Source organism: Empedobacter sp. GD03797 (assembly GCF_029842105.1).
GTDB lineage: Bacteria > Bacteroidota > Bacteroidia > Flavobacteriales > Weeksellaceae > Empedobacter > Empedobacter falsenii_C.
In genome coordinates this window covers 51104-77319 of the sequence record NZ_JAOCFS010000013.1, presented here as the reverse complement: position 1 = coordinate 77319, position 26216 = coordinate 51104, and the positions used below count along the sequence as shown (strand labels likewise).

The window sequence follows — 26216 nt, the reverse complement described above, 5'->3', positions numbered from 1 at the left end:
AATATTTAAACGTAAATTAGTAGAAACGGGATATTGGAAAGATATTGTTTTAATTTCCATTTATTACTCGATTTTTCTCTCAATATCTTTTTATTATGGATCGAAACATATTGTGAATGATTTAGCAAAAGATCAAATAATTACAGAAAATTGTGAAATTTTAGAAGTTAAAAAAGGAAGACATAGAAGAGGTGGAGATTATTATAAGCTGAAAGTTAATTTTAAAGGAAACGAAGAGTCTATAAATTTAGATAAAGATGCATTTCAAAAATTAGAAAAAGCTGATTTAAATAAAAATCATGCAATTATAAAAGTTAGACCTTCTATTTTTAATATTTACGTAGTAGAGAATGTTCTTATTGAATCCAAAAATCTCCCGAAATAAATTCTAACAAATCTTTAAAACAAAGAATAAATAAAACTCCATATATTTGCTATAGTTAAAAGCATTCACAATGAAATTCAATACAAAAGCGATACACGGAGGTCAACAACACGACCCTTCAACAGGAGCCGTTATGACTCCAATTTACCAAACATCAACATTCGCACAAAGATCACCAGGAGATTACAAAGGATACGAATATTCTCGTGGCGCAAATCCAACAAGAACTGCTTTAGAAAACGCATTAGCATCTATCGAAGGTGGAGTTGCAGGTTTTGCATTTGGTTCTGGTTTAGCAGCAATTGACGGTGTGTTAAAATTATTCAAACCAGGTGATGAAATCATCGCGATGGACGATTTATACGGAGGTTCTTACCGTTTATTTACACGTGTTTATGAAAAATTTGGATTGAAATTCCATTTCGTAGATATGACAAATGTTGAGGCTGTTATCGCTTTAATCAATGAAAACACAAAAATGGTTTGGGTTGAAACGCCTACAAATCCATTGATGAAAGTGGTTGATATCAAAGCTGTAAATGATGCTGCAAAAGCAAAAAAAGCAGATATTTTAGTTGCTGTAGATAATACATTTGCGTCGCCATATTTACAACGTCCAATTGAGTTGGGAGCAGATATCGTGATGCATTCGGCAACGAAATATTTAGGAGGTCACTCAGATTTAGTTGCGGGAGCAATTGTGGTTAATTCGGAACAATTAGCAACTGATGTTCACTTCAATTTATTTGCAACTGGAGGAATTTTAGGACCACAAGATTCTTACTTAGTTTTACGTGGAATCAAAACATTGGCTGTTCGTATGGATCGTCACTGTTCTAATGGAATGAAGATCGCTCAGTTTTTAGAAGCTCATCCAAAAGTTGCGCACACGTATTATCCAGGTTTGGAAAATCATCCACAACACGAAATTGCGAAAAAGCAAATGAAAGATTTCGGAGGAATGGTGACGTTTACGTTGACTTCTGGTAAGAAAGAAGATGCTTTCAAAATTTTAGAAAACTTAAAAGTTTTCACTTTGGCTGAATCTTTAGGAGGAGTTGAATCATTAGCAAATCACCCAGCTACGATGACACATGCGTCTATTCCAGCAGAAAAACGTGCTGAAATTGGTATTACAGATGATTTAATTCGTTTGTCTGTAGGTATTGAAGATATAGATGATTTATTGGAAGATTTAGAACAAGTTTTGAACTTGATTTAATTCTTCTCAAAATAAAAATAATTTAAGAACGACTCAGTATTGAGTCGTTTTTTTATACTTTTAAAGAATGGAAAATATAGCATTAATAGTAGTTTTAATATTTATTTTATTTTTTATTCGATTATTTTTTAAGCGTTTTGATAATGTTTTTAAAAATACTGAACAAATAAAGGAGTTAGAAGCCCAGAACAATGAAATTCTTTCTGAGCTAAAAGAATTGAAAGAAATTTTGAAACAAAGAAGTTGATGAAATTCCTAATTCTCTTTTTACTTTCTACGTTAAGTTTTGCTCAAAAGTTGGATACGATTAATCTCAATCAAGTTGAGGTTATGAATTATTCTAATTACAAACAATTTCGTCCAAAGTTCAAGAAAGTTGAAAGATTAACCGATAACACAAGTTTTGGACTCAAAATATTTTCGAATTTATTGCTTCCAAACGAGAAAGAAATTGAAATTGTAGCAATCGAAATTTTGTTTGAATCAAAAGTGAAGAAGAAAAATTATTGCAATGAATATTATTATTTCAAACCAATAATTCTAAAATCAATTGATGATAAACAAAGTTTAATCGAAGAAAAATGGTTTGAAGTTGATAAGGATTATCAAGGAAAATGTATTTTTCCAATTCATTTAAAACTTAAACCATCTGAAGCTAAAAATTATTTTATTGGTTTAGAAACTTCTTACGAAAATCCTTTTTGCCCTGAAGGAAATGGCTATTTTGATTTGATAAATACGTCCAAAAAATCAGATGTTTTTGTTCATTACAATGATAATCGAAATTCAGGGTTTCGTAAACAAGAATTATTTGGTAATTATGCTTTAAACTACAAAATCTACTACAAATAGATTTATTTCCACAATAATTTCAATTCCACTTTATATTTCCCAGCGTATGGTTTTGAGTTTGTTGGTTTTTCCGAAATCGAGAATTGATACACGCCACGCGCAGGTAATTCGAAGATGGTTTCTTTGCCAAATGGTCCACCTTTTATAGAATCCACAGGTCCTTTGATGTGATTAATTCTGATATTTGCTGTAGAATCTTGCGCAGAAATTTTGATCCAAACTTTTTTAGCAGAATCTGCATTAAAGGTAAATGTATTTGTTTGTCCTGCTATTTTAGTTGGTTCTGCTTTAGCTTTTGCATAACTTACTTCCAGATTTTCGGTTGTGTTGTTAGCACTTAACGGAATAATTTTATCTGCGTTAGATACAACTTTTTGTTGAGGTTTTGCAGTAACTTTTTTCTGAGGTGAAGTTGTTTTCACTACTTCCTCTTTCATCACATCTTCTGTTATTGGTTTATCTTTTTTTACCAAATCTTTGTACGCAGAATCAACTCCAATCTTGCTTGGATAAATGGTTGGCGTAGATTTATCTTCGCAACTATAAAGCGTAATCAATGTAATAAAAGCTATAAAAGTCCATTTCATAACAGAAAAATTCTGTTGTAAAAGTAACTATTTTAACTGCAATTTCAAGGTATATTTTCCTTCAAATGGATCTCCTTGCATCAAACTTTCGCCAATTCGGATTTGATATAAGCCTTTTTCGGTTAAATCATAATTGATTTCTTGTCCAAAAGGACCATCTTTTTCGTTATTTGGAGAGATAAGTTGATTAATTCTGATATTCCCGAGTTTATTTTGAGGAATAATTTGAATAAAAACAGAGGAAGATGAATCATTTCTAAAACTAAAAGTTTGTTGCTCTTTCGCTTCTTTTTCAATCTCAAATTCGCCTTTTCCATGAATTAATTTCAATTCAGAATTATTCATGATTTTAGGAGTAGCCAAAGCAATTTCTTGCATAGAAGAATCTTTTTTGACTACTTTTTGGGTCGTTTCTCCTATTGATATTGTTTGATTACTAGTCATACAATAAATGATAATAGCACCAATAGCTATTGAGAGGATAATAATGGGTCTATATTTTTTCATTATTGTAAATTTGTGGCTTAGTTAATTACAAATTCTGAACCAAACTATATGTTGTTTTACAAAAATACAGGAAACGGTAAACCCTTGGTGTTTTTACACGGTTTCTTAGAGAGTCATTTAATTTGGAATAATTTACGAAAAAATCTTGAGAAAGAAGCACAAATTATTACAATAGATTTGCCTGGACATGGTAATTCTGAAAATTTGCAACAGGTAAATACGATGGAAGAAATGGCGGAAAAAGTGATTGAGGTTTTGGATGAATTAAAACTTGAGAAAGCAACTTTTGTTGGGCATTCGATGGGTGGTTATGTAGCGTGTGCGTTAGCTGATCTTTTTCCAGAACGTGTAGAAAACATTGTTTTGATTAATTCTTCGACTTTGCCAGATGATGAAGCGAAGAAAAATCAACGGTTGAAAGCGTGTGAAACTGCTCGAAAAAATTTCAATGCGTTGGTAAGTTTTAGTATGCCAACTTTATTTGCGGCTCATCATCGTGATCAATTTAAAGAAGAGTTGAAATTTGTAAAAGAAATTGCTTTGAAAACGCCAATCGAAGGCGTTTGTGCAGCTTTGAAAGGAATGCGAGAGCGCCCTGATCGTTCGTCTATTTTGTATGATTTTAAAGGTGGAATTTATATTATTGTTGGACTGAATGATGAAACAGTCAATCCTGAATTATTTTTAACTTTAATTCCAGATTTGCCTAACATTCATTTGTACAAATTTGATGGTGGACATATGGCTTTTATAGAAAATTACGACGAAGTTTTATCGATTTTGAAATCAATTTAACGCTTGCGTTGGAAAAATTCTTTCATCAATTGACCACACTCCTCTTCCATAATTCCCGAAACAATTTCAGTTTTTGGATGTAATTCGCCAATTTTTGCTTTAAAACCACGTTTTTCATCCGAAGCACCATAAACTACTTTTGAGATTTGACTCCAATACAACGCTCCGCCGCACATCACACAAGGTTCTAAGGTTACATACAATGTGCAATCTTGTAAATATTTTCCGCTTAAATAATTCGCAGCAGAGGTAATGGCTTGCATTTCAGCATGAGCGGTCACATCAGTCAATGTTTCCGTTAGATTATGTGCTTTCGCGATAATTTTGTTGTTGCAAACAATCACAGCTCCAACTGGAATTTCGTCTCGCTCGAAAGCTGTAATCGCTTCATTAAAGGCGATTCTCATAAAATATTCGTCTGTAAAAAGATTTTCCATTTCTATAAAATTTAAGGCAAAAATAATCATTTCCAAATTGGATATTCGATACATTTGTACAAATTGACGCCTCTTTTATGAATCAATCAAAATATATCATTGCAGCCATTATAACCTACTTTATGTGGGGATTTTTCAGTTTCGGATTGAAACCAATCGCAGGTTATCCTCCTTTGGATATTCTATTTTTTAGATTGTACGTTTCCGTTTTCTTTTTAGTGGTCATTAATGTTGGATTTCGACGCAATAAGATGAAAGCTGATTTTGATTTGTTCAAATCATTTGATAAAAAGAAACAGAAAAAATTAGGAAGTTTAATTGTTGGCGGATCATTGATTTTGATGACGAATTGGTTGATGTTTATTATCGTAATGAATCATATTAGTGTGCAAGCTGCATCGCTCTCGTACTTGGTTTGTCCGATTATTACAACCGTTTTGGCTTTCATTATTCTGAAAGAACATTTAACCAAAATAAAATGGATTGCAGTTGGTATTAGCCTTTTAGCATGTTTGGTTCTTTCTATAGGTCATCTTGTAGATTTGGTTTATAGTTTGATTGTTGCGTGCACATTTGCCCTGTATATCATAATTCAGAGAAGTTTGAATGTTTTTGATAGTTTCAATTTGTTGATGACACAATTATTAATTGTAGCCATTCTGATGTTACCATTGGTTTTCATCTTTTCAGGACCAATTCCGACCGAAACAATTTTCTATCAATGTATTATGATGATTGTGATTTTGTTCACCATTATTCCAATGTTCTTAAACAATTTTGCTTTAAAAGGAATTGACTCTTCAACCGTTGGAATTTTAATTTATTTGAATCCAATTATGAATTTTGTTTTGGCAATTTTCTATTACAAAGAAGCCGTTTCGCCAATGCAAATGATCGGTTATAGTTTGATTTTACTCGCAATCGTAGTATTTAATTCGCAAACAATTTTCAAAATAAAACACATAAAAAAATCTGAAGTCTAAACTTCAGATTTTTTTATGTTGATTTTTCAGGAAATATTATTTGATGTAAACAGAATTTGGTGAAACTCCAGTTGTAATTGCTGGATTTTTAAGACCTCCTTGTGCATTCTGAATTAATAATCGTCCATTAGAATTGTAATCTTTTGCGTCTAAAACATAAAAAGTATCACCTTTTACATAGAAACCATATACACTATCAGCACCTGTTATGTAATCTGCTTTTGTAGGCAAAGCTGTTGCATTTGTAGCCATAGAATAAACAGAATTATTAACGATGTAATACAATTTACTATTCTCCGCAACTAAGAAATTAGGATGTTGTCCATCAGGAAAATTCATTTCTAATTTATCTTCTGAAGTTAAATTATAACGAACCAATTTTCCTTTTGTAGTAGTTCCCCAATTAACACCTTGAGAAAGCACAAATAAATTTCCGTTTTGAATTGTTAAATCTGTCGGAACATCACCAACATTTATACTTTTTTTATCATTTGTTTTAAGGTCAATAATTGTAACTGTTTTACCTGTTCCCCAGCCACCTTTTTGTGCAACATAAAGTTTGTTATTGTCAAGAATCATTTTTTCTGGACCTTCATCTACTTTATATTTTTCTACAAATGTTAAATCGCTGATTTTGTATTTTGCAATAAAATCGTCTGTCGTAACATTAGGATCTCCCCAGTTTGAGATATACAAAAATTGATCATCAGAAACGATATAACGAGGGTTGCTCATATTATCTGATGATGGAATTGTACTAATTTTTTTGAAAGTTGTGTTGTCAACAACTTCTACTTTATTAGAAACATTAAGAACAATATAAGCTTTGTTTCCTTTGAAATACATGCTTTGTCCTACAGAACCCAATTGCGCACCTGCGTTCGCAGTCTTGAAAATTTCTTGAATAGGATTTGTTGTACTTACATCTTTTGTTGGATCAAAATAAGTGATTTCTGCGTTAGCTGAATTGAAACCTCCTTCATTCAAAATAAAAACTCCTTTCGAATAATTTCCATTTTCTGGATCATTGTTTGGTCCATCATCGTCATTTGAACAAGATTGTAAAAAGACTCCAGCCAAAGCTATAAGTGCGATTGATTTAAATTTAGTCATAGTTTTTTAAAATTTTATTTGTATTTGTATGTTATAATTTGTGCCTGGTTGCCAACGGTTTTCTTGCGTTTGATATTCTTGGTTAAACACATTATTCACTCTCATAGAAACGCTATAAAGTGGTGAAATCGTATAATTTAAACCTAAATTCGTTAGCCAAAATCCGTCAAGTGTTCTTTCTTCTTCTGAATCAGTAAAAACTTTACTTGTATAAATATTTTGTACAAAAGCAGATAAACGTTTGTAAGTGTATTGTGCGCTCGCCGTCCATTTATGATTTGGCGAATACATCAATTCCTTATTTTTAAATTTATTTTTTGTTTTGGTATACGCATAAATTGTATTGAAACTAAACGCATTCCATTTGTAATTTCCAATCATTTCAAAACCATAGGTTTCTGCTTTGTTGATGTTCACAGGAACCCAATAAGAACTGTTTTGCGAACTCGGAATCCATTGAATCATATCACTCAACTTATTATAAAAAATATTGGTTTGAATGTTTAGATTTTTGCTGATAAAATCATTTCCTAATTCAAATTGATAAGCTGATTCTGATTTCAAATTTGGATTTCCGCCAGTTTTCCAAAATAAATCATTGTACGTTGGATTTCTGAAATTTTTCGAAACATTTCCTCTTAATTGATACGAATATATTGGACGATAATTAAAACCTAATGAATAAATAAATGGATTTTGGTATGTATCAGAAAAATCTTGGCGAATACTCGCTTCGTATTCCAAAACATCTGATAATTTATGCTTCGCGATTAAGGCAAAATTGATAGAATTTTGATCACTTTTGGTCAAATTATTTCCACTTCCTTGATTATAATTAGCTTCCGATAAAAGTGAAAGTTCAAAATTATTCGTGATTTGATGATTCAGATAATATTTTAAAATATAATTATCAACTTGTAAATCGTCCGAATAAGATTTGTGAATATTGTTGAAATAACTGCTTTCTTCTCGAATATAAGCTAATTTTAACTGCGATTGCCACTTTTCATTTGGATTGAAATTCCATTCTGTCATCAAACGATAGTCCTGATTTTCGTATCTAGAAGGCGTTGAACCAATATCAACCAAAGGAAATTCGCGCTTTCCAAAGTTGAACATCGAATAAAGTTTCAATTCATTTTTAGGATTAATTTTATACCCAAAATTTCCATTCATCGTATTGAAATAATATTTCCCGTTCAAATTTTTCTTCATGTGATTCGGAATTTTATAATCATTATCAGATTGATTGCGTTCATAATCGATTGAAGAACTAAATTTTTCTGTACTATATTTCAACTGATATTTTCCCGACCACGTATCGTAACTTCCGTATCCTAAATTGATTTTTTGCTGTAAACCTTTGTCATACTCAAATTTATTCAACAAATGAATTGTACCACCAATAGAACCTGTTCCGTACGCAATACTTCCGCCACCAGGTTTTACTAAAATTCCGTCAAACGAATTACTTGCAAATAAATTAAAATCAGTTTGTCCTGTAGTTTGCGAATTGACATTTATTCCGTTCCAAATCACAGCTGTGTGCGAAGCTAAAGTTCCACGAAACGAAGGTGAAGAAACCATTCCTCGTCCATTTTCTTTAAAATAAATTGGCGTTTGCGCTTGTAAAACTTGCGTCAGTTGATTAGGATTTTGCTCTAAAATACTATCATTTAGTTTGATAATACTTTGAGATTTGTAATGATTTTTAAGAAAAGCATCATTCAAAATCAAAGGTTTCAAATTGATGGTATCCGTCTGTGCAAAAGCAATTCCAGCGATAAGATTAAAACAAAGAAAAAGTTTTTTCATACTAAAATCTGTTTTTCCTCCGAAAACATTTTCTATTAATTTGTTAGCAATGGCAGGTTTCCTGACTTATTCTTTTACAAAAAGTATGTTAGAATTTACAGTTGCGGGGACAGTTTTGGAATTGAACCAAATTCCCTTTTAACTCACTCGTTGAGCACCATTTTGTGCAAATGTAAAGAAAAGCGATTGATTTTATAATAAGTAGATTGTTAAATCGTTAACCTTAAATTAAGATCAGATTTATTTTATTTGTACAATATTCAAAATCATTATATCTAGTGATTTTTAAGAAAGATGGACAAATTAAATTTGTAACCAACAAAACAATTATTTATTTAAACTTTAAAAACTATGGAAAACAATCAACCGTACAAATCAGAGAAAAAACTTATTGCCGGAATTTTAGGAATTATTTTAGGCGTTTTCGCTGTACATAAATTTTATTTAGGATATACAAAAGAAGGAACAATTCAATTAATTTTAAGTCTTGTTACATGCGGAGCGGTAGGTTCTCTTACAGGATTAATTGAAGGAATTATTTATTTAACAAAATCTGATGAAGAGTTTGATGAAACTTATGTAAAAGGACACAAAGGCTGGTTCTAAAAATAGAGATTACATTCTTTTTTAAATATTTTTCGATCCCAAAATAACTTTAGATTATTTTGGGATTTTTTTATTGAATGAATTCGTTTTAAATAATTCGCAAGTTTTTTATTACATTTGCTTTAGGAAAAAATATAATAAAGAACGAAATCGCATAAAATGGCTATAAAAACATTTAGAGAAGTAATCGCAGAGGCAATGAGTGAAGAAATGCGTCGCGATGAATCTATATTTTTAATTGGAGAAGAAGTAGCAGAATACAACGGAGCGTACAAAGCTTCGAAAGGAATGTTAGACGAATTTGGAGCAGAACGTGTAATTGATGCACCAATTGCAGAGGCTGGTTTTTCTGGAATCGCAATTGGATCTACAATGACGGGATGTCGCCCAATCGTAGAATACATGACATTCAACTTCTCATTAGTGTCTATTGACCAAATTATCAATAACGCTGCAAAAATTTATCAAATGTCAGGAGGACAATTCAACTGTCCAATTGTATTTAGAGGACCTACTGCTTCTGCAGGACAATTAGGTGCAACACACTCACAAGCTTTTGAGAATTGGTATGCAAATGTACCAGGTCTTAAAGTAATTGTTCCTTCAAATCCTTATGACGCAAAAGGTTTATTAAAATCTGCAATTCGTGATAACGATCCAGTTATTTTCATGGAATCTGAACAGATGTATGGGGATAAAATGGAAATGCCAGATGAAGAATACACAATCGAAATTGGTAAAGCAGAAATCAAACGTGAAGGTACAGATGTAACATTAGTTTCTTTCGGGAAAATTATTAAGCAAGCTTACATCGCTGCTGATGAATTAGCAAAAGAAGGAATTTCTGTTGAAGTAATTGACTTACGTACAGTTCGTCCGTTAGATTATGATACAATTTTCAAATCTGTTAAGAAAACAAATCGTTTGGTAGTTTTAGAAGAAGCTTGGCCTTTCGCTTCAGTTGCTTCAGAAATTACGTATATGGTTCAACAAAAAGCATTCGATTATTTAGATGCACCAATCAAACGTATCACAACAAAAGATACATCAGCGCCTTATGCTCCAAACTTGTATGAGACTTGGATTCCTAATGCAAAAGATGTAGTTGAAGCTGTAAAAGCTGTGATGTATAAATAATTAAGATTTATAAACTATATTTGTAAAGTCTAGCACACATTTTGCTAGGCTTTATTTTTTTAACCAAATCTAATTGATGAAAAGTTATATAACAGTTTTTTTTATAGTTGTTTTAGCGTCTGTGCACGCGCAAGTAAAAATTCAAGGAAAGGTAATCGATTCTGAAACTCAGAAGCCTATTCCTTACGCAGATATTCGTTTACCAGAACTTAAAGTAAGTGCAACATCAAACTCTGATGGTACTTTTTATATCGAATCTAGTTCGAATACAAATAAAATTGTCGTATCAAAAAATGGATATGAAACTTCTGATTATGTAATCGAGAATAAAATCGATTATAATTTTATTGCTCAATTATTTTTAGCAGAAGACAATACTTCAGAAGAAGATGATGGAACGGTAGATTTACAAACTGCGGTTGTTTCGGCAAAGAAAAAACGTCTTAAAAAGAAAGAAAATCCAGCGTATGCTATTTTACGTGAAGTATGGAAGCGTAAAAAGAAAAATGGGCTAAAATTAGCTCCTCATTATCAGTACGACGAATACGAAAAGTTGCAATTTGATATTAGTAATATCGATTCAACTTTTATGAAACGTAAGATTTTTAAAGGAATGGAGTTTGTTTTCGAGAAAGTAGATACTTCTTCTATTAATGGAAAAACATATTTACCAGCTTTCTTGAATGAGTCAATTTACAATGTTGCGGGAATTAATAAACCTTCAATAAAAGAGCGTCGCGAATTAATTGCAAATAAGACATCAGGTTTCGAGAAAAATGAAGTGGTAGCTTCTACGGTAAAAAATCTTTTCCGTGATATTGATATTTATGATAATCGTATCAATATTTTAGATATTAAATTTGTGAGTCCAATTGCTACAGATGGTTTCGCGGTTTATGATTACGAATTGAAAGATACTATTGATGTAGATGGAATAGAATCTTATCGAATCAAATATTATCCACGTCGCGAAGGTGAATTGACATTTAAAGGAGAATTATATATTTCGAAAGATGCTTATGCGGTGAAAGAGGTTGTAATGGAAACAACGAAAGAAATGAACGTGAATTTTGTACGTAATATTTTCATGAATTTAGAATATGATATTCCAAACGATTCTATTTTTTATCCAAAGAAAGAATACGCGATGTTGGATATGTCGTTGTTGAGTAAAAAAGAAAGTGCGAAAGGAATTTTTGCGCATAAAACGGTGAATTATTACAATTACGATTTCGATACAACACATCCCGAAGCTTTTTATTACGAGAAATTAGATCCAGCAAAAGCTACGCTTAACGAAAAAGATAATCAGTTTTGGGCAGAAAATCGTCCTGAAGCTTTAACGAAAGATCAAGAAGGTATTTACGAAACATTAGAACAATTAAATAAAGTACCAAAATTCAATAATATTGTGAAAGCAATCGAGATTTTTGGTTCTGGATATTACAATGTTGGAAATGCAATTGATATCGGGAATTTATATTCATCTTTTGGATACAACCAAATCGAAGGATTCCGTTTGAGAGCTGGAGCTCGTACATATTTTTCGCAAAATGATATGTGGCGTGCGCAAGGTTTCTTGGCATATGGTTTTCGAGATGATAAATTCAAATATGGAGCAGATTTTCGTTACATGTTCAATAAATATAATCGTTTTCAAGTCGGTATCGGAACAAAACGTGATGTAGAACAATTGGCTGCAACGTTAACGGCTTCTGACGGAATTATGACCCGTAGTTTTGCTTCGTCATCAATCATCAATCAAGGAGATAATACATTTTTGAGTAACAATAATTTGACAAATGTGTATGCGTCGATAGAGCCTTGGAAAAATGTAACGTTTCGTGTTGATGGAAATTATCAATTGATCAAACCAGCTGATGCAGTACATTTTTCGATTGGATATGAAAAAAATGGTCAGATTAAAGAAACTTTAACAAATTCAAGTGTAAGTGTTTCGGTAATTGCTCGTCCAGGTGCAAAATATTCGCAATATGGAATTGATCGTTACGAAATGACAACACTTGCACCCACGTTAATGTTGCGCTATACAAAAGGGTTGAAAGGCGTTATTAATTCAGATTTTGAATACGATAAATTACAATTTTTATATACACAACCAATTTTGATTGGATCTTTTGGTAAATCATTAATGACAGTTGAAGCTGGAAAAACATTTCAAGGTGTTCCTTTATCATTAATGAGTGCGTTACCTGGAAATGAGAGTTACGGACAAGTTTATGGTACATTTTCACAATTAGATTATTATGAATTTGTAACAGACGAATATGTAACGATGAACTGGGAACATCATTTTAACGGTTGGATTTTGAACAAAGTTCCGTTAATCAAAAAATTAAAATTAAGAGAAGTTGGATTCTTGAGAGCGGCTTACGGAGACATTTCTGAGAAAAGTAAAGCTATTAATCGTTCGACAATAGAATATTTTGCACCAAATCAACAAATCTACTACGAATACGGGTTTGGGATCGAAAACATTGGTTTTGGAAACATTAGACCAATACGTGTTGATTTTAATTGGCGCGGAAATTATAATAATTTGCCAGATGTTCGTAAATTTGGCATCACAATCGGTTTAGATTGGAATTTTTAGAAAATACATAATAAAAAAAAGAATATTACAATGACTTTTGATGCAATCATTGAAATCCCAAGAGGATCTCGCAATAAATATGAAATGGATCACGAAACAGGAAGAATCCGTTTTGATCGTGTTTTATACTCTCCAATGTTCTACCCAGCTGATTACGGTTTCGTAGAAAATACATTAGGATTAGACGGAGATCCAATTGACGTATTAGTTTTCTTAACAGAACCTACTGTTCCTGGATGTGTAATCGAAGTAAAAACAATCGGTGTTCTTAAAATGTCTGATGACAAAGGACAAGATGAAAAATTAATTTGTGTACCAGTTGCTGATCCAACATGGAACCAATTAGAAAACATCACTGATATGAATCCTCATACATTGAAAGAAGTTGAGCACTTTTTCAGAGTTTATAAAGACTTAGAAAATAAAACAACAACAATTGAAGGGTACGGTGATAAAGCAGAAGCAGAACAATTATTGCAAGATGCAAGAGAGCGTTTCGTACCAGCTCATTAAGAAATAATTTATAATTTCATATAAATAGTCCTCATTTTTTGAGGACTATTTTTTTTGATTAAATTTTCCTCCCATTCTATCAACTATTTCCAAAAACATTTTTAAGTTTATAGAAATACTCACACATGAAATCGAAATTTTTATTAACACTAGGTTTAATCTCTACAACCATGAGTTTATCTGCTCAAACTAATCAACAAGTTTTAGACTTGATTAACAAAGAAGTACAACAAAATTCTGAAGCTTATCAACAATTAAAAAAAGCAACCGAAACAATCGGACATCGTGCAACAGGAACAGAAAATGGACGAATAGCAGAAGAATATGCAGCAAATTTGTTGCGTTCGTATGGTTATGATGTGTCTTTTCAAGAGTTTACATTTAGCGGATGGAATCGTAGAAGTTTAGATTTAAAAATCAATAATCAACCTATAAAAGCCGTTGCTTTGGCGCATTCGCCAGAAAATGTTAGTCTTTCGGGAGAATTGATTGATTTAGGAAATGGACTTGAAGAAGATTACAAAAAGATTGGTGATAAAGTAAAAGGAAAGATTGTTTTTGCTGCGCTTGGTTTGTTGGATGGAACGCCAAAAGAAATAGAAAATCTACATCGTTCCGAAAAAACAGCTTTAGCAGAAAAGTACGGAGCGAAAGGAATTATCTTGTTTAATCGCCCTGCTGGAGGAATTCTATTGACAGGAACGGCTTCTGTAACGGGAGAAATTATTAAAATTCCTGCGATTAATATCAGTTTAGAAGATGGATTGAAAATTAAAGAAAATCTATCAAAAGGAAAAGAAATTGCTAAAATCGAAATGAAAAATGATGTTGGACAAATGAAAGGTCGCAACATTATTGCAAAGAAAATCGGTTCTAAATTTCCAAACGAAAAAATAGTTCTTGGAGGACATTTAGATAGTTGGGATTTGGCTACAGGAGCAATTGATAACGGCGTTGGAAGTTTTTCTGTGATGGATATTGCGAGAACGTACAAGAAGTTAAATCTTCAAAATGATCGAACAATAGAATTTGTTTTATTTATGGGCGAAGAAGTTGGTTTGATAGGTTCTAAATATTATGTCAATCAAGCGTTGAAAGATGGTTCTATCAATCAAATTAAAGCAATGTCGAACATGGATATGACAACAAATCCAAAGTCGTATTATTCGACAATGGAAAGTAATTTGCCCATTTTAACTGATTATGCGAATGATGTGCAAAAAGTGATTCCAGATTTTAAATTGAAAACATTTGCGAGTGTAGATTTACATTCAGATCATCAACCGTTTATGTTGCAAGGCGTGCCTATTATTGGGCTTTCGGATAGTCAATTTACAAAAGGTGCTTTAAATTGTTATCACGCAAATTGCGATACATTTGATTATGTCGAAGAAATTGGTTTGAAAAATAATGTGATTTTGGAAACCTATTTATTGTATCGTTTGAGTAATTTGAAAGAAATCCCTTCAAAACGTTGGAACGAGCAAGAAATAAAAGAAGCCTTAATCAAAGGAAATTTAGAAACTCCACTTCGTATTTCGGGCGATTGGAGATGGTAATATCAAAAAAATCCTTCAGAAATTCTGAAGGATTTTTTATTTATTTCTTTTTCAATTTTACAGTGAAATGTCTTAAAATTTCTGATTCCCACGAAATTTCATAACCTGAATTAATCTCGTTTCTGCGATCAAAAATATTTTTCAAAGCTACTGCAATATAATCCATATGACTTTGAAAATAAGTTCTCCTAGGAATTGCCAAACGCAATAATTCTAATTTTGGATAACGATTTTCTCTCGTTTCAGGATCACGATCTGCCAAAATAGTTCCGATTTCTACACCACGAATTCCAGCTTCTTTGTACAATTCGATTCCCAAAGTTTGTGCAGGAAATTCTTCACGTGTTACATTTGGTAAAAATTTTACTGCATCAACAAAAATAGCATGTCCACCGATTGGTTGCTGAATTGGAATTCCAAATTCAATTAATTTATTCCCTAAATATTCAATTTGTTTGATACGCGATTGTAAATAAGAATATTCTGTCGATTCTTGCAAACCTTGTGCTAAAGCTGCTAAATCACGTCCAGCTAAACCACCATAACTTAAATATCCTTCGTAAATAATTCCGAAATTTCCGCAAATTTTATATAGCTCTTCATTGTTCAGTGCAATAAATCCACCAATATTTACCAAACCATCTTTTTTCGCAGACATCGTCATTCCATCTCCGTAAGAAAACATTTCTAAAACAATTTCTTTAATAGTTTTATGTTTAAATTCTTCTTCTCTTTCTTTGATAAAATAAGCATTTTCTGCAAAACGAGCGCCATCAAAAAAGACTGGAATTCCATATTGATTAGACAATTCACGAACTTGACGAATATTTTCGATTGATACAGGTTGACCGCCAGAAGAATTACATGTAACAGTGATTAATGTAAATGGAATTTGTTCTTTCCCGTATTCTTTGTAGACATTTTCTAACTTTTGTAAATCGATATTTCCTTTGAAAGGATGAATCAATTCGCTATCAAAAGCCTCATCAATAGTACAATCAATTGCGTGTGCTTTTCTAAATTCGATGTGACCTTTTGTTGTATCAAAATGCGAGTTCCCAGGAACAACATGACCTTCTTTTACAAGAGCTGAAAATAATACATTTTCCGCTGCACGACCTTGATGCGTAGGTAGAAGAAACTCAAATCCAGTAATGGTATTAATGGTTTCTTTCAGTTTTAAGAAAGATTGAGAACCAGCATAGCTTTCGTCTCCAGTCATCATTGCAGACCACTGTTTGTCGGACATTGCTCCAGTTCCAGAATCAGTTAATAAATCAATAAATACTTTGTGGCTTTCTAGGTTAAATAGGTTGTAATCTTTTTCTTCGATCCACTTTTCGCGTTCTTCTCGAGTAGATTGATAAATTTCTTCGACCATTTTTATGCGAAATGGTTCGGCAAAAGGTAATTCCATTTTTCTTGTGTTTAATGTAAAACTAAGAAACCTTTAGAATATTATCAATTATTAATTGAAAATCATAAAAAAATCCTCTATCAAAAAGATAAAGGATTAAAAATTTTCTATAGCTCGTGTTAGTCAATAACAGGAACTGGTCGTTTGTTTTCGTTAATTGCAACTAATGTAAACGTTCCCGAAATCGCTTTATCACGTCCGTCACGATACATACTTTCGATAAAAACGTCAATTTGTACATCCAAACTTGAGCGTCCTACACGTACTACTTTTCCTACCATTTCCACGATAGTTCCTGCGGGAATTGAGTGTTTAAAATCAATTTTGTCACTACTTACTGTAACAATAGGTTTGCGACAAAAACGAGTTGCTGTCATAAAAGCAATTTCATCCATCAAATACATTACCGATCCTCCAAACATTGTGTTGTGGTGGTTTGTATCTCCAGGAAAAACAGCTTTGAAAATGCGAGTTTCAGAATTGATGATACGTTGTTCGATCAACTCTTCTCTTGGTGTTTTTTCCACTTCCATTATCATATATTTACACGTTACTTTTCTTCATTAATTTTTGAGTTGATAATGTTTTTTTGTGGTGGTTTGATGATTTCATAGAACATAATTTTTACTTTTTTCGCGAAAGTTTTTGATTAATTATTAACTCAATTTAGTGGCATTCTGACTTGTCAAAAACATTGATTTACAGTTGCGCGACAGTTCGTGAATTGCACACGATTTCCCATTAAGTTGAGCACGAATTTGATGCAAATATAAATTAGAAAAATGAAAATTTACAGATTTATTGTGCCGAATTCGTTGGTTTGGAATAATTCGTGTAAATTCATTTTTCCGAATTTTAATGAAGTAAGAAATAAGAATGAAAATAAAACCAATCAAAGATTTAGTTCATAACCTAAAAGAATGGAATGAATTAGTTTCTCAAACCAAAGATTTAACCGATAAAGTAGTTCAAGATGTTAATTTTTTGCGTCAAGAAATCAATTGGGAAGAATATAATTTGTGCAATACATCGTTTTTGGGATGTAAGTTTAAACAACATGAAGCAATCTATTTAATCGAAAAAGGAGCGTTTGTTTATCCAAAATTTGAATCAGTTCCATATAATCCATATCGTGGAAAATTGTACACTTGGCAAGAGTTGATGGAAGGTTATGATCCAAATCATGACCAAAGTATCGATCTTAAAATTTATAAACATTTCAAAAAGCATAAGTATAATCCGTCTGTTTCAGAAGCTTTGGCGCAACGTTTACACGATTTGTCTATTGATGATGGTTTACGTCGAATTTTGGAATATGATGACAATGGAATGACGAAGAAAAAAGTGGTTGGCTTTATGGGCGGACATTCTACTGCACGCAATTCTGAGTTTTATAATGAAACAGCGAAAGCGGCGAAATTAGCAACTGAAAAAGGATATTTTGTTGTTTCTGGTGGAGGTCCTGGAATTATGGAAGCAGCTAATTTAGGAGCTTATATGGCAAACTATGCAGATGAAGATTTGATGAATGCGATTAATATTTTAGCAGATTTAGATTTTATTGATGATCAAAGAACCGAATACTTGGCAAAAAATTATATGACTAATGCACAGAAGGTTTTAGAAATCTACCCAAATGGTGCTGAAAGTTTAGCAATTCCAACATGGTTTTATGGTCACGAGCCAAGTAATTTATTTGCCACGAATATTGCGAAATATTTTTCTAATAGTATTCGTGAAGATATGTTGTTAACAATTAGCTTATTTGGTTTAGTTTATGCGCCTGGAAGTGCAGGAACGACACAAGAAATTTTTCAGGAAGCAGCTCAAAATCATTATGGAACTTCCGGATATTACAGTCCAATGATTTTTTTGAGCAAGAAAAGATATGTAGAAGATACAGCGATTTATTCAGTTTTGCATCAATTAGCAATAGGAAAACCATATAAGGAATTACTATTTTTAACAGATAGTGCAGATTTAGCAATCGATTTTATCGAAAATCATCCACCAATTAAAGTTAATTAAAAAATAATTTTAAAATATTTAAAACTGCATAAATTACTTTATTATAGTGATTTATGTAGTTTTTATTTGTTTTCTGTCCGAATAAAATAAAATAATTTCGAATAATGTTTGGTATTTTAAATAATGAACGTATATTTGCAGTCCAATAACGCGAGATGGAGCAGTAGGTAGCTCGTCGGGCTCATAACCCGAAGGTCACAGGTTCGAGTCCTGTTCTCGCTACTAAATCGCGAGGTGGAGCAGTAGGTAGCTCGTCGGGCTCATAACCCGAAGGTCATCGGTTCGAGTCCGGTCCTCGCTACTACAAAGAGAGTTTCTAACAAGAAGCTCTCTTTTTTATGTCTTTAACTGAGAATTAAGATTGGATAAACTATTTTTGTATGATGAATGTAGAAGAATATAAAAAACAATATAACGCTAAACAGCGAAAACTTAATAGCGTTTTTATCATTTGTAAATAATAGTTAAAAGCATACATTTTTTAACCCATTTTTACACCTATTTTTATATCGTTTTTTAATATGGATTTTTAGTTAGATTTTTGACAAGAATTTAATAGCTTTCACCTTCCTGCATTTTTACTTTTTTCTCATTTCTAAAAGTAAAAACATCTCCTGTCTTTTTATCTAATACCAAATGACCAGTACTACTAAATTGATATCTATTATTTTTAGAAATATCACTTTTCACAAAATAATAAGTAATACAAAATATCAAAGCAATTACTATTGCAGTTGCAGAATATAATATTTCTTTATTTTTCATAAACCTTCTTTAAATACCCTCTATTTTGATCATTACCTAAAATTATCATAATCTGAAGTATAAGGATAATCTACGTCTGAAGAAGATCCATCATCAAGATCATAATTTTCAATATACTCAGATGAAAATCTATATTTGAAAATAATTAAGGAAACTTTTTCTTTAGGCAAATTAATTTCTGTAGAAATTTCATTAATTATTTTTACATAACACTCAGCATCACAATTAATATTATTCCAAAATAAGTAATCATATTTTTTATTAAAATTAATTATTATAGATTTCACATTTTTAGAAGGAACGTTATATATTACTGAAATTAATGCTATTTTATCTTCATCAACCTTGTCCAAAAAACTTGTGTCTAAATTAGTTTTAACATCTTTACTTTTATCTTTTTTTATCTCTTGACTATCTCCACAAGAAATCAAAAGCAAAATAGGTATCAATAATAAAATTTTCTTCATATTTATTTAATTTACAGTCGAATTAAGTTTCTTTTTATCAGTTAAAAATTTACATCCCATAATAAAACTCAATAATGAACCTATAATTGTTGTATAATTCCCTAACAATCTGTAAAATATTGGTAGATTTTGAATTTCATAATAATAACTACCCAAAATAAAAAAAATTATAAAACATACAGATATTAAACCCATTATTATTCTACCTTTTTGACCTATAGAAATTTTCATTACTACATAAGTGTAAATAAAACCTTTTATAAATGGCATTACATAATTCCCTAATAAAATTTCTAATGATTGTGGTGATATTTTTTCTATAAATAGAATATCTAAAAAAGAAATTAATAAAAAAACAACTCCTCCCAATATTAATGCAAGAATATAGCGTAATATTCTCTGTACTATCCATATATCATTATTACTATTCATAATTTATTTAACTTACTTTAAAACCCTTTTCTTCTAACAAAGAACAAAATTTATCATATACATTATCTTTATTAGCCACAATGAACAACCAATTAATTATACAACAAATTAGTATTACAAAAACTATAATATACCTATCAATGAATTCAAGATATTTTTGACTATGAGAAACTTCTTCAATACTTTTCTCCAAAAAATAATCTACAAGTATGTTGAAAGAAACTATAAACAATGCGATAAAAATAGCACGTAACCAAAAATTTACATAAGGCAACACTTTTATATTGTTATTGTTTTTTTTTATTTTAAATTTACTCTTTTCAAATTCATACTTATACCATTTTTTATCCTCTAATGATTCAATTTCATTATACATAATATCATCCAATTTGTCAACATTATTCATAATTAGCGTTTTATAATATTTTTTTTAAAAAGTTCGTTTTATAATATAGAAGATCCGGTACACATCATTTAGATTAATCGTAAAATCTTCGATTTAGGATTTCTCGAATGCAAGGTCAAATTTCCATTATCTGAATTATAATCTACAATATCTTTATGATAGATATTATTTTTTGTCATCAAGAATCCTCATTTATATTATCACCTTCTATAATGAGTTTTTTTCTTTTCTTGAATATTACGAAATATTACAAAAGTAACCAAAACGTAACTCAGTAAAAATAGGAAAAATTACCTATTCAATAATAGTTTATGATCAAAAAATATTTTTCTAAAATCGTAAAAGATCAAAGAAGAGTATAAAGAAGTTATAAGTATTTGGTAGAACATTTTGTGCTCTTCAAAACGACTACAAAGAGAGTTTCTAACAAGAAACTCTCTTTTTTTATGTCTTAACTTCTCGAATTAATTTGGATAAACTATTTTTGTATGATGAATGTAGAAGAATATAAAAAACAATATAAATCAGATCAAGCTGTTGGTGCGATTGCAATCGAAAATCGTTTAAAAGAAGTCTATGGAACTTTAGAACCAAGATTTTATTCGCCACAAGTAATGTCGTTTCAAGGTGGAGATGATCCAATTGATGGAGTGGCTGTATTTGATGTGAACGGTTATTATCATTTGGTGAGCTATGGAATGTCGCATTTATATTATTCGGAAGAAAGTGTAGGAGCAGAATTTAGTAAATGGGGATTTGAATTTTCGTTTCGTGTAAAACCTGTAAAAGATGACAACGGAGAAGATCCTTTCTGGGTAGTTCAGCTGATGAATAACTTGGGTCGATTTGTCAATGAAACTAAAGTTTGGTTTGATGAATACCAATTTTTACCATTAGGAGGACCAATTCGTACAGATTCGGAAACGGACATTGTTGGTTTGGCTTTTATCAAGGATGACGATTTAGATGAAATTGATACGCCACATGGAAAAGTTACATTTATACAAATGATTGGTTTGAATTCGGAACAATTGAAAAGATTGGAAGATAATTCAACCAAAGAAGAAATAATGTCAGTGATAGCTGAAATAAAGTCAGTTAATCCAAAATTTGTGTGTGAATTATAGTAGAATTTCTAAAATAAAACATATTTACGTTAACCTATTTCTTAAATTATGTTAAATGTAAAAAACAGATTGTCAGTATTTTAAACTTGGTATTTGTTTTGATTATATCTAAATGTTAGTAGCACTAACAGTAGAATAAATTTTTCATAGGTTAGGTTAATAATTAGTAAAGCTAATTATGAAGCACTTCTTCGGAAGTGCTTTTTTTAGTATATTTAAGAAGAAAAAATAAAGATGTTTAAAAATTTATTCAACCGAAATAAAAATCAATCAAATAACAAAGAAGAATCAAAAACAATGACTTTCGAAGAAATTATTAATTCAGATAAACCAGTTTTGTTAGATTTTTTTGCAACTTGGTGTGGTCCTTGTCAAATGATGGGTCCAGTTTTGCAACAAGTGAAAGAAGAATTGGGAGATGATGTCAAAATCCTAAAAGTGGATGTTGATAAATATCAAGATTTAGCTGCACGATATCAAGTGCAAGGAGTTCCGACTTTTGCCATTTTCAAAAATGGTGAATTATTATGGAAACAAAGTGGAGCACGACCAAAAGAACAATTGGTGACAGAAATCAAAAAATATATTTAAAAATAGGTTTGCTTTGCAACCAAAGTCGATTAAAAAATCCGCTCATTGAGCGGATTTTTTGTTTCTTCTTATAAAGAATTTTTCTTTTTATTTTCTTTTACAATTCGATAAGCGATGTAAAGGAAGATCAACCAAACTGGAATTAATTCTACTGAAATTTTAAGTCCTGTAAACCACATAATTACTAAAATTCCAAATAAGAAAATTAGACAAATGTAATTACTGATAGGATACAAGAAAGATGGAAATAATGTTTTTGTGTTCTCTAAATTCTTTTGTTTTCTGTATTTAAGATGTGTTATCGAAATCATAATCCAGTTAATTACTAACGAAGAAACCACTAAAGACATCAATACATGGAAAGCGTTTTCTGGAATTATTTTATTAATCAAAATACAAATTGCAGCGAAAAAAGATGAAACTAAAATCGCCATAACAGGCACGTGATTTTTGTTTAATTTTTTCAAGAATTTAGGAGCATTTCCTTGCTCTGCCAAACCATACAACATTCTACTATTACTGTAAACAGAGCTGTTGTAAACTGATAAAGCCGCTGTCAAAACGATAATATTTAGTGCGTTTGCAATTAATTTTGAAAAATCAATCGTATTACCAAAAATATTTAGTTTCAAATGATTCAAATTCTCAAAAACCATCACAAAAGGACTACTTTTATCCGTGATCGTTTCCCAAGGAGCTAACGAAAATAAGATAATTAATGCTCCAACATAGAAGATTAAAATTCTATAAATTACTTGATTAGTTGCTATTGGAATTGTTTTTTCTGGATTTTTAGCTTCAGCAGCAGTAATTCCAATCAATTCTAAACCTCCAAAAGAGAACATAATAAGAGCCATTGCGGCAAACAATCCGCTAAAACCACCTTCACTATTACCAGATAACCAACCTTTAGGGAAAAAACCTCCATTGTTCCAAAGGTTTTGTATTGTTGCTTGTTCACCTCCAGTTCCGCTTATTAAAAGGTAAGCTCCAAAAATAATCATTGCAATAATCGCAATAACTTTGATGATAGAAAACCAAAATTCAGCTTCACCAAACATTTTTACTGAACCTAAATTTAATGCATTAATAACGATAAAAAAGAACAAACTCGACGCCCATAATGGAATTTCTGGCCACCAAAATTGCACATAAATTCCAATCGCAGTCAGTTCGGACATACTTACCAAAACATAAAGAATCCAATAATTCCAACCAGATGCAAATCCGGCAAAAGATCCCCAATATTTATAAGCAAAATGACTGAAACTTCCAGAAACAGGCTCGTTAACAACCATTTCTCCTAATTGACGCATAATGAAAAACGCAATAATTCCTGCAATTGCATAACCTAAAATAACAGATGGTCCAGCTAAAACAGCGGCAGGTCCAATTCCTAAAAACAAACCAGTTCCAATCGCGCCACCTAAAGCAATCAATTGAATATGTCGGTTTGTAAGACCTCTTTGCAATTCTTTTTCCTCGGTATTTTTTATTTGACTCACGTGTGATGTATTAATTTGTTAAATATATGTAAAAACTATTTTTAAAAAGAACAATTTGAAGAATTGTCTTGTTTGAATTAATATTAAGAAAATGATTTCTAACGCTTTTTTATTCATGTTAAATCATCTAAAACTTGAAAAAATATTCAATAAAATTTCTAATTTTATAAAAATCAACCTTATGAAAAAACTACTTTTTACTTTTCTATTGACTCTATTTACCTCTGTTCAACTTTTTGCAGATGGTCCTTTTTTGTATTCTTTGCCTTTTGGTTCGAGAGCTTATCCTGATGATACGATTTTAGAAAAAACGAAAGAAAAAGGAATTGATTATTCTACTTTCGAAAAATATTTGTTGGATAATAATATCGAATTAGGCAAAAAAGTTGGGCTTCTTTCTGAACTCGAAGTTTATTTTGTGGTAAATGATAATCAGAAATCATATTTTGTTGATTATAAAGAGAAATTTAAAAAATCTGTTGGAAAGAAATTTGGAACGAAAACTCCAATCAATGAACGATTTTTGATTGCGTTGATGGATGATTATGATACAGAATCTCCTAAAGTAGAAGTGTATCAAAAATTTGTTGATGAAAATCCTCAAAGTAAAACGATGCAATTTGTGAATGTTTTTGCTTATAATTTTAATCTTATTTGGGAGGATGATAAAAAAGATTATTCTTCTATGAATGATTTTAAAGAGAAATACCAAGATAATTGTTTGCAAAATTTTGAGAGTTTCAATAATGATACTTCTGCCGATATTTTTTCTGAACTTGAGGAGATAATCACGTTAGGATATAATTGCGATTATGTTTTGAAATGTCTTGCTCCAGCAAATAATCGATTGGATGTTTTGAATCAAAAAACAGAATTTATTTTAAATAAAATTGCAAATGCAGAACCAATTCCAAGAATGGTTGTGACGCCAAATGCTTCTCAAATTGGATTGTCGGCTTATGAATGGTTGGGTGAGGAAATGAAGTTAATTTCGAGCTTGAAAATTTCGGATGAAGAGAAAATTCTTCTGAATTATTTTGCTGTAAACGAAACATACAATTATATCAATCATGTCAATAATTTATATGTTTTATTTGATGCGATTCAGAAAACGCCTTCGCAATTAGCGAAATCGGCGAACAATAAATCTGTTGAAAAAATTGCTGCAAAAGATAATTGGAAGAAAATAAATCAATTGTACGATGTTTTTAAAAAGAATTTTCAAAAAGACAATGAAATAGCTGTAGATTCTAATTCAAATCTTGATGATTTGCGTAATTTGATTTATTATTTGTATCTCAATCCAAAAGAGTTGTCTAAGGTTTATCAAAATTGATTAAAGCCGAAATGTTATATTTTTCACAGACTTAAATTCATAAATGTTGTAGATTTTATTTTAAATTTATCTTCTAAATAACAAAAAAATGAAATCAATTTATTTTCTTGGATTGGGAGCTTTAGGAGCAAAATATGCAGCGAGTTTTTATGAATATAATCCAGAAATTGTAAGTGTAATTGTAGATGAAGAGCGAAAAAATCGATACCAAAAATCGCAAATTTTTGTGAATGATAAAGCGTATGATTTTAATTATGTCACAAAAATCGAGGAGAATAATTATCCAGATTATATATTTTTAGTCGTTAAAAGTTCGCATTTACAGCAAGCGATAGAAGATATGAAGCCTTTTGTTGGTGAAAACACAATGATTGTAAGTTTGATGAACGGAATTTCTTCTGAACGTGTTTTGGCAGATCATTTTGGATGGAATCGTGTAGTGAATGCTGTTGCGTACATGGATGCGGTAAAAGTTGATAATCGCGTGACGTTTTCGAGTATAGGAAAAATTATTTTTGGGAAAATGGATTCAATCAACCATGATAAATTAGTCGATTTACATGAATTGATGAATGATGCTGAAATTCCAAATCAATTATCGGATGATATTCAGAAAGCGCAGTGGGCGAAATATTTGGTGAATGTTGTTGGAAATCAATTGACGTTTTTATTGGAGTTTCCATATGGACAATTTCGTACCAATGAGCATCTCGAGTTGTTAATGGATATGATTTCTAACGAAGTTCTTGCGGTTGGGAATGCGCATGGAGTTGCAATTGGTCAAGAAGAAGTGGATCGAATGAAATCTACGATGAAAATTGTGGATGAATTTGGTAAAACTTCGATGTTACAAGATCGCGAAGCAAAACGATATTCGGAAGTGGATGAATTTGCAGGCGAAATTATCAGTTTAGGAAAACAATATAATATTCCGACACCTTACAACGAGTTCATTTATAATATGGTAAAATCAATCGAAGAAACATATTAAAAATAGTCATAAAGTCATTCAATTTT

At 31.1% G+C, this 26216-nt stretch carries 28 protein-coding genes, 2 tRNA genes and 2 riboswitches; of the genes, 18 read left to right on the top strand and 12 right to left on the bottom strand.

Annotated features, from left to right (window positions below; translation table 11 throughout):
* The 4 genes from N5D90_RS10215 to N5D90_RS10200 all read left to right on the top strand — a co-directional run.
* Positions 1-385: hypothetical protein (locus N5D90_RS10215; RefSeq protein ID WP_280062380.1), on the top strand; the 385-nt coding region annotated here is incomplete at its 5' end.
* Between the two features lie 70 nt (positions 386-455).
* Positions 456-1607, top strand: coding sequence for a cystathionine gamma-synthase (locus tag N5D90_RS10210; RefSeq protein WP_280050646.1), 1152 nt, complete (start codon positions 456-458; stop codon positions 1605-1607).
* A gap of 67 nt (positions 1608-1674) precedes the next feature.
* On the top strand, positions 1675-1854 hold the full coding sequence (locus tag N5D90_RS10205; protein ID WP_280050645.1) for a hypothetical protein: 180 nt from the start codon (positions 1675-1677) through the stop codon (positions 1852-1854).
* A complete protein-coding gene (locus tag N5D90_RS10200) occupies positions 1854-2459 on the top strand; it encodes a hypothetical protein (protein WP_280062379.1) in 606 nt (201 codons plus the stop codon). Before N5D90_RS10205 ends, N5D90_RS10200 begins: the two co-directional genes overlap by 1 nt.
* A gap of 2 nt (positions 2460-2461) precedes the next feature.
* On the opposite strand, the gene N5D90_RS10195 is transcribed toward N5D90_RS10200, so the two are convergent.
* Together N5D90_RS10195 and N5D90_RS10190 are read right to left on the bottom strand one after the other, a co-directional pair.
* Positions 2462-3046, bottom strand: a complete 585-nt coding sequence (locus tag N5D90_RS10195; RefSeq protein WP_280062378.1) for a hypothetical protein — start codon at positions 3044-3046, stop codon at positions 2462-2464.
* 27 nt (positions 3047-3073) lie between these two features.
* The gene (locus N5D90_RS10190) at positions 3074-3553 is read right to left on the bottom strand and encodes a hypothetical protein (RefSeq protein WP_280062377.1); all 480 of its coding nucleotides are present in this window, start codon (positions 3551-3553) and stop codon (positions 3074-3076) included.
* A gap of 48 nt (positions 3554-3601) precedes the next feature.
* Here N5D90_RS10190 and N5D90_RS10185 point away from each other — a divergent pair, with 48 nt between their 5' ends.
* The gene (locus N5D90_RS10185; protein WP_280062376.1) at positions 3602-4348 is read left to right on the top strand and encodes an alpha/beta hydrolase; all 747 of its coding nucleotides are present in this window, start codon (positions 3602-3604) and stop codon (positions 4346-4348) included.
* Here N5D90_RS10185 and N5D90_RS10180 read toward each other — a convergent pair.
* A complete protein-coding gene (locus N5D90_RS10180) occupies positions 4345-4785 on the bottom strand; it encodes a nucleoside deaminase (RefSeq protein WP_280049931.1) in 441 nt (146 codons plus the stop codon). The genes N5D90_RS10185 and N5D90_RS10180 overlap by 4 nt on opposite strands.
* Before the next feature lie 77 nt (positions 4786-4862).
* On the opposite strand from N5D90_RS10180, the gene N5D90_RS10175 reads away from it, so the two are divergent.
* Complete coding sequence (locus N5D90_RS10175) at positions 4863-5768, top strand: EamA family transporter (protein ID WP_114998128.1); 906 nt, start codon at positions 4863-4865, stop codon at positions 5766-5768.
* A gap of 36 nt (positions 5769-5804) precedes the next feature.
* Here N5D90_RS10175 and N5D90_RS10170 read toward each other — a convergent pair whose 3' ends face one another.
* Entirely contained in the window at positions 5805-6881 is a 1077-nt protein-coding gene (locus N5D90_RS10170; protein ID WP_180905735.1) for a DUF5074 domain-containing protein, read from the bottom strand.
* A gap of 6 nt (positions 6882-6887) precedes the next feature.
* Positions 6888-8696: a TonB-dependent siderophore receptor gene (locus N5D90_RS10165; RefSeq protein ID WP_280062375.1), complete on the bottom strand. Its 1809-nt coding sequence runs from the start codon at positions 8694-8696 to the stop codon at positions 6888-6890.
* A gap of 33 nt (positions 8697-8729) precedes the next feature.
* A riboswitch (cobalamin riboswitch) is annotated at positions 8730-8873 on the bottom strand.
* Positions 8874-9047: 174 nt separating this feature from the next.
* On the opposite strand from N5D90_RS10165, the gene N5D90_RS10160 reads away from it, so the two are divergent.
* The 5 genes from N5D90_RS10160 to N5D90_RS10140 all read left to right on the top strand — a co-directional run bounded on the left by N5D90_RS10160 (position 9048) and on the right by N5D90_RS10140 (position 15125).
* A complete protein-coding gene (locus tag N5D90_RS10160; protein WP_114998123.1) occupies positions 9048-9302 on the top strand; it encodes a TM2 domain-containing protein in 255 nt (84 codons plus the stop codon).
* A 159-nt stretch (positions 9303-9461) separates the two neighbouring features.
* Positions 9462-10439, top strand: coding sequence for a pyruvate dehydrogenase complex E1 component subunit beta (locus N5D90_RS10155; protein ID WP_114998120.1), 978 nt, complete (start codon positions 9462-9464; stop codon positions 10437-10439).
* Between the two features lie 76 nt (positions 10440-10515).
* Positions 10516-13053 carry a DUF5686 family protein gene (locus tag N5D90_RS10150; RefSeq protein WP_280062374.1) on the top strand — a complete coding sequence of 846 codons (2538 nt, stop codon included), beginning with the start codon at positions 10516-10518 and terminating at the stop codon, positions 13051-13053.
* A gap of 30 nt (positions 13054-13083) precedes the next feature.
* Complete coding sequence (locus N5D90_RS10145) at positions 13084-13566, top strand: inorganic diphosphatase (RefSeq protein WP_038336778.1); 483 nt, start codon at positions 13084-13086, stop codon at positions 13564-13566.
* Between the two features lie 125 nt (positions 13567-13691).
* Positions 13692-15125: a M28 family peptidase gene (locus N5D90_RS10140; protein WP_280062373.1), complete on the top strand. Its 1434-nt coding sequence runs from the start codon at positions 13692-13694 to the stop codon at positions 15123-15125.
* A 40-nt stretch (positions 15126-15165) separates the two neighbouring features.
* Here N5D90_RS10140 and N5D90_RS10135 read toward each other — a convergent pair whose 3' ends face one another.
* Both N5D90_RS10135 and N5D90_RS10130 read right to left on the bottom strand, forming a co-directional pair.
* Positions 15166-16542 (bottom strand): tryptophanase, encoded by a 1377-nt coding sequence (locus tag N5D90_RS10135; RefSeq protein WP_280062372.1) that lies wholly within the window; start codon positions 16540-16542, stop codon positions 15166-15168.
* 119 nt (positions 16543-16661) lie between these two features.
* Entirely contained in the window at positions 16662-17075 is a 414-nt protein-coding gene (locus N5D90_RS10130) for an acyl-CoA thioesterase (RefSeq protein ID WP_114998110.1), read from the bottom strand.
* Positions 17076-17191: 116 nt separating this feature from the next.
* A riboswitch (cobalamin riboswitch) is annotated at positions 17192-17332 on the bottom strand.
* Positions 17333-17418: 86 nt separating this feature from the next.
* Between N5D90_RS10130 and N5D90_RS10125 the strand changes: the two genes are divergently transcribed.
* The 3 genes from N5D90_RS10125 (at position 17419) to N5D90_RS10115 (ending at position 18871) form a co-directional block, all read left to right on the top strand.
* Complete coding sequence (locus tag N5D90_RS10125) at positions 17419-18570, top strand: hypothetical protein (RefSeq protein WP_280062371.1); 1152 nt, start codon at positions 17419-17421, stop codon at positions 18568-18570.
* Positions 18571-18719: 149 nt separating this feature from the next.
* Positions 18720-18792: transfer RNA gene (locus N5D90_RS10120), tRNA-Met, on the top strand.
* A 6-nt stretch (positions 18793-18798) separates the two neighbouring features.
* Positions 18799-18871, top strand: a tRNA-Met gene (locus tag N5D90_RS10115).
* A gap of 251 nt (positions 18872-19122) precedes the next feature.
* Here N5D90_RS10115 and N5D90_RS10110 read toward each other — a convergent pair.
* The 4 genes from N5D90_RS10110 to N5D90_RS10095 are packed head-to-tail and all read right to left on the bottom strand — an operon-like array spanning position 19123 to position 20640.
* The gene (locus N5D90_RS10110; RefSeq protein ID WP_280062370.1) at positions 19123-19335 is read right to left on the bottom strand and encodes a hypothetical protein; all 213 of its coding nucleotides are present in this window, start codon (positions 19333-19335) and stop codon (positions 19123-19125) included.
* Positions 19336-19367: 32 nt separating this feature from the next.
* Positions 19368-19802, bottom strand: coding sequence for a hypothetical protein (locus tag N5D90_RS10105; RefSeq protein WP_280062369.1), 435 nt, complete (start codon positions 19800-19802; stop codon positions 19368-19370).
* A 6-nt stretch (positions 19803-19808) separates the two neighbouring features.
* Positions 19809-20234 (bottom strand): hypothetical protein, encoded by a 426-nt coding sequence (locus N5D90_RS10100; protein WP_280062368.1) that lies wholly within the window; start codon positions 20232-20234, stop codon positions 19809-19811.
* Between the two features lie 7 nt (positions 20235-20241).
* Complete coding sequence (locus N5D90_RS10095; protein ID WP_225541428.1) at positions 20242-20640, bottom strand: hypothetical protein; 399 nt, start codon at positions 20638-20640, stop codon at positions 20242-20244.
* Between the two features lie 488 nt (positions 20641-21128).
* Between N5D90_RS10095 and N5D90_RS10090 the strand changes: the two genes are divergently transcribed.
* A complete protein-coding gene (locus N5D90_RS10090; protein ID WP_280062367.1) occupies positions 21129-21767 on the top strand; it encodes a suppressor of fused domain protein in 639 nt (212 codons plus the stop codon).
* Positions 21768-22001: 234 nt separating this feature from the next.
* Positions 22002-22358: a thioredoxin gene (gene trxA / locus N5D90_RS10085; RefSeq protein WP_084106970.1), complete on the top strand. Its 357-nt coding sequence runs from the start codon at positions 22002-22004 to the stop codon at positions 22356-22358.
* Between the two features lie 68 nt (positions 22359-22426).
* Here the strand turns inward: trxA and N5D90_RS10080 are convergent, their stop codons facing one another.
* The gene (locus tag N5D90_RS10080) at positions 22427-23854 is read right to left on the bottom strand and encodes an amino acid permease (RefSeq protein WP_280062381.1); all 1428 of its coding nucleotides are present in this window, start codon (positions 23852-23854) and stop codon (positions 22427-22429) included.
* Between the two features lie 190 nt (positions 23855-24044).
* On the opposite strand from N5D90_RS10080, the gene N5D90_RS10075 reads away from it, so the two are divergent.
* On the top strand, positions 24045-25199 hold the full coding sequence (locus N5D90_RS10075; RefSeq protein ID WP_280062366.1) for a hypothetical protein: 1155 nt from the start codon (positions 24045-24047) through the stop codon (positions 25197-25199).
* 88 nt (positions 25200-25287) lie between these two features.
* On the top strand, positions 25288-26190 hold the full coding sequence (locus N5D90_RS10070) for a ketopantoate reductase family protein (RefSeq protein ID WP_280062365.1): 903 nt from the start codon (positions 25288-25290) through the stop codon (positions 26188-26190).
* The last annotated feature ends 26 nt before the right edge of the window (positions 26191-26216 follow it).

Coding starts and splice junctions, on each gene's coding strand:
- N5D90_RS10090 (WP_280062367.1), top strand. CDS start 21,129: ATGATGAATGTAGAAGAATATAAAAAACAATATAAATCAGATCAAGCT.
- N5D90_RS10140 (WP_280062373.1), top strand. CDS start 13,692: ATGAAATCGAAATTTTTATTAACACTAGGTTTAATCTCTACAACCATG.
- N5D90_RS10075 (WP_280062366.1), top strand. CDS start 24,045: ATGAAAAAACTACTTTTTACTTTTCTATTGACTCTATTTACCTCTGTT.
- N5D90_RS10170 (WP_180905735.1), bottom strand. CDS start 6,881: ATGACTAAATTTAAATCAATCGCACTTATAGCTTTGGCTGGAGTCTTT.
- N5D90_RS10180 (WP_280049931.1), bottom strand. CDS start 4,785: ATGGAAAATCTTTTTACAGACGAATATTTTATGAGAATCGCCTTTAAT.
- N5D90_RS10070 (WP_280062365.1), top strand. CDS start 25,288: ATGAAATCAATTTATTTTCTTGGATTGGGAGCTTTAGGAGCAAAATAT.
- N5D90_RS10105 (WP_280062369.1), bottom strand. CDS start 19,802: ATGAAGAAAATTTTATTATTGATACCTATTTTGCTTTTGATTTCTTGT.
- N5D90_RS10130 (WP_114998110.1), bottom strand. CDS start 17,075: ATGGAAGTGGAAAAAACACCAAGAGAAGAGTTGATCGAACAACGTATC.
- N5D90_RS10190 (WP_280062377.1), bottom strand. CDS start 3,553: ATGAAAAAATATAGACCCATTATTATCCTCTCAATAGCTATTGGTGCT.
- N5D90_RS10210 (WP_280050646.1), top strand. CDS start 456: ATGAAATTCAATACAAAAGCGATACACGGAGGTCAACAACACGACCCT.
- N5D90_RS10205 (WP_280050645.1), top strand. CDS start 1,675: ATGGAAAATATAGCATTAATAGTAGTTTTAATATTTATTTTATTTTTT.
- N5D90_RS10200 (WP_280062379.1), top strand. CDS start 1,854: ATGAAATTCCTAATTCTCTTTTTACTTTCTACGTTAAGTTTTGCTCAA.
- N5D90_RS10150 (WP_280062374.1), top strand. CDS start 10,516: ATGAAAAGTTATATAACAGTTTTTTTTATAGTTGTTTTAGCGTCTGTG.
- N5D90_RS10175 (WP_114998128.1), top strand. CDS start 4,863: ATGAATCAATCAAAATATATCATTGCAGCCATTATAACCTACTTTATG.
- trxA (WP_084106970.1), top strand. CDS start 22,002: ATGTTTAAAAATTTATTCAACCGAAATAAAAATCAATCAAATAACAAA.
- N5D90_RS10185 (WP_280062376.1), top strand. CDS start 3,602: ATGTTGTTTTACAAAAATACAGGAAACGGTAAACCCTTGGTGTTTTTA.
- N5D90_RS10155 (WP_114998120.1), top strand. CDS start 9,462: ATGGCTATAAAAACATTTAGAGAAGTAATCGCAGAGGCAATGAGTGAA.
- N5D90_RS10145 (WP_038336778.1), top strand. CDS start 13,084: ATGACTTTTGATGCAATCATTGAAATCCCAAGAGGATCTCGCAATAAA.
- N5D90_RS10195 (WP_280062378.1), bottom strand. CDS start 3,046: ATGAAATGGACTTTTATAGCTTTTATTACATTGATTACGCTTTATAGT.
- N5D90_RS10125 (WP_280062371.1), top strand. CDS start 17,419: ATGAAAATAAAACCAATCAAAGATTTAGTTCATAACCTAAAAGAATGG.
- N5D90_RS10110 (WP_280062370.1), bottom strand. CDS start 19,335: ATGAAAAATAAAGAAATATTATATTCTGCAACTGCAATAGTAATTGCT.
- N5D90_RS10095 (WP_225541428.1), bottom strand. CDS start 20,640: ATGAATAATGTTGACAAATTGGATGATATTATGTATAATGAAATTGAA.
- N5D90_RS10100 (WP_280062368.1), bottom strand. CDS start 20,234: ATGAATAGTAATAATGATATATGGATAGTACAGAGAATATTACGCTAT.
- N5D90_RS10165 (WP_280062375.1), bottom strand. CDS start 8,696: ATGAAAAAACTTTTTCTTTGTTTTAATCTTATCGCTGGAATTGCTTTT.
- N5D90_RS10135 (WP_280062372.1), bottom strand. CDS start 16,542: ATGGAATTACCTTTTGCCGAACCATTTCGCATAAAAATGGTCGAAGAA.
- N5D90_RS10160 (WP_114998123.1), top strand. CDS start 9,048: ATGGAAAACAATCAACCGTACAAATCAGAGAAAAAACTTATTGCCGGA.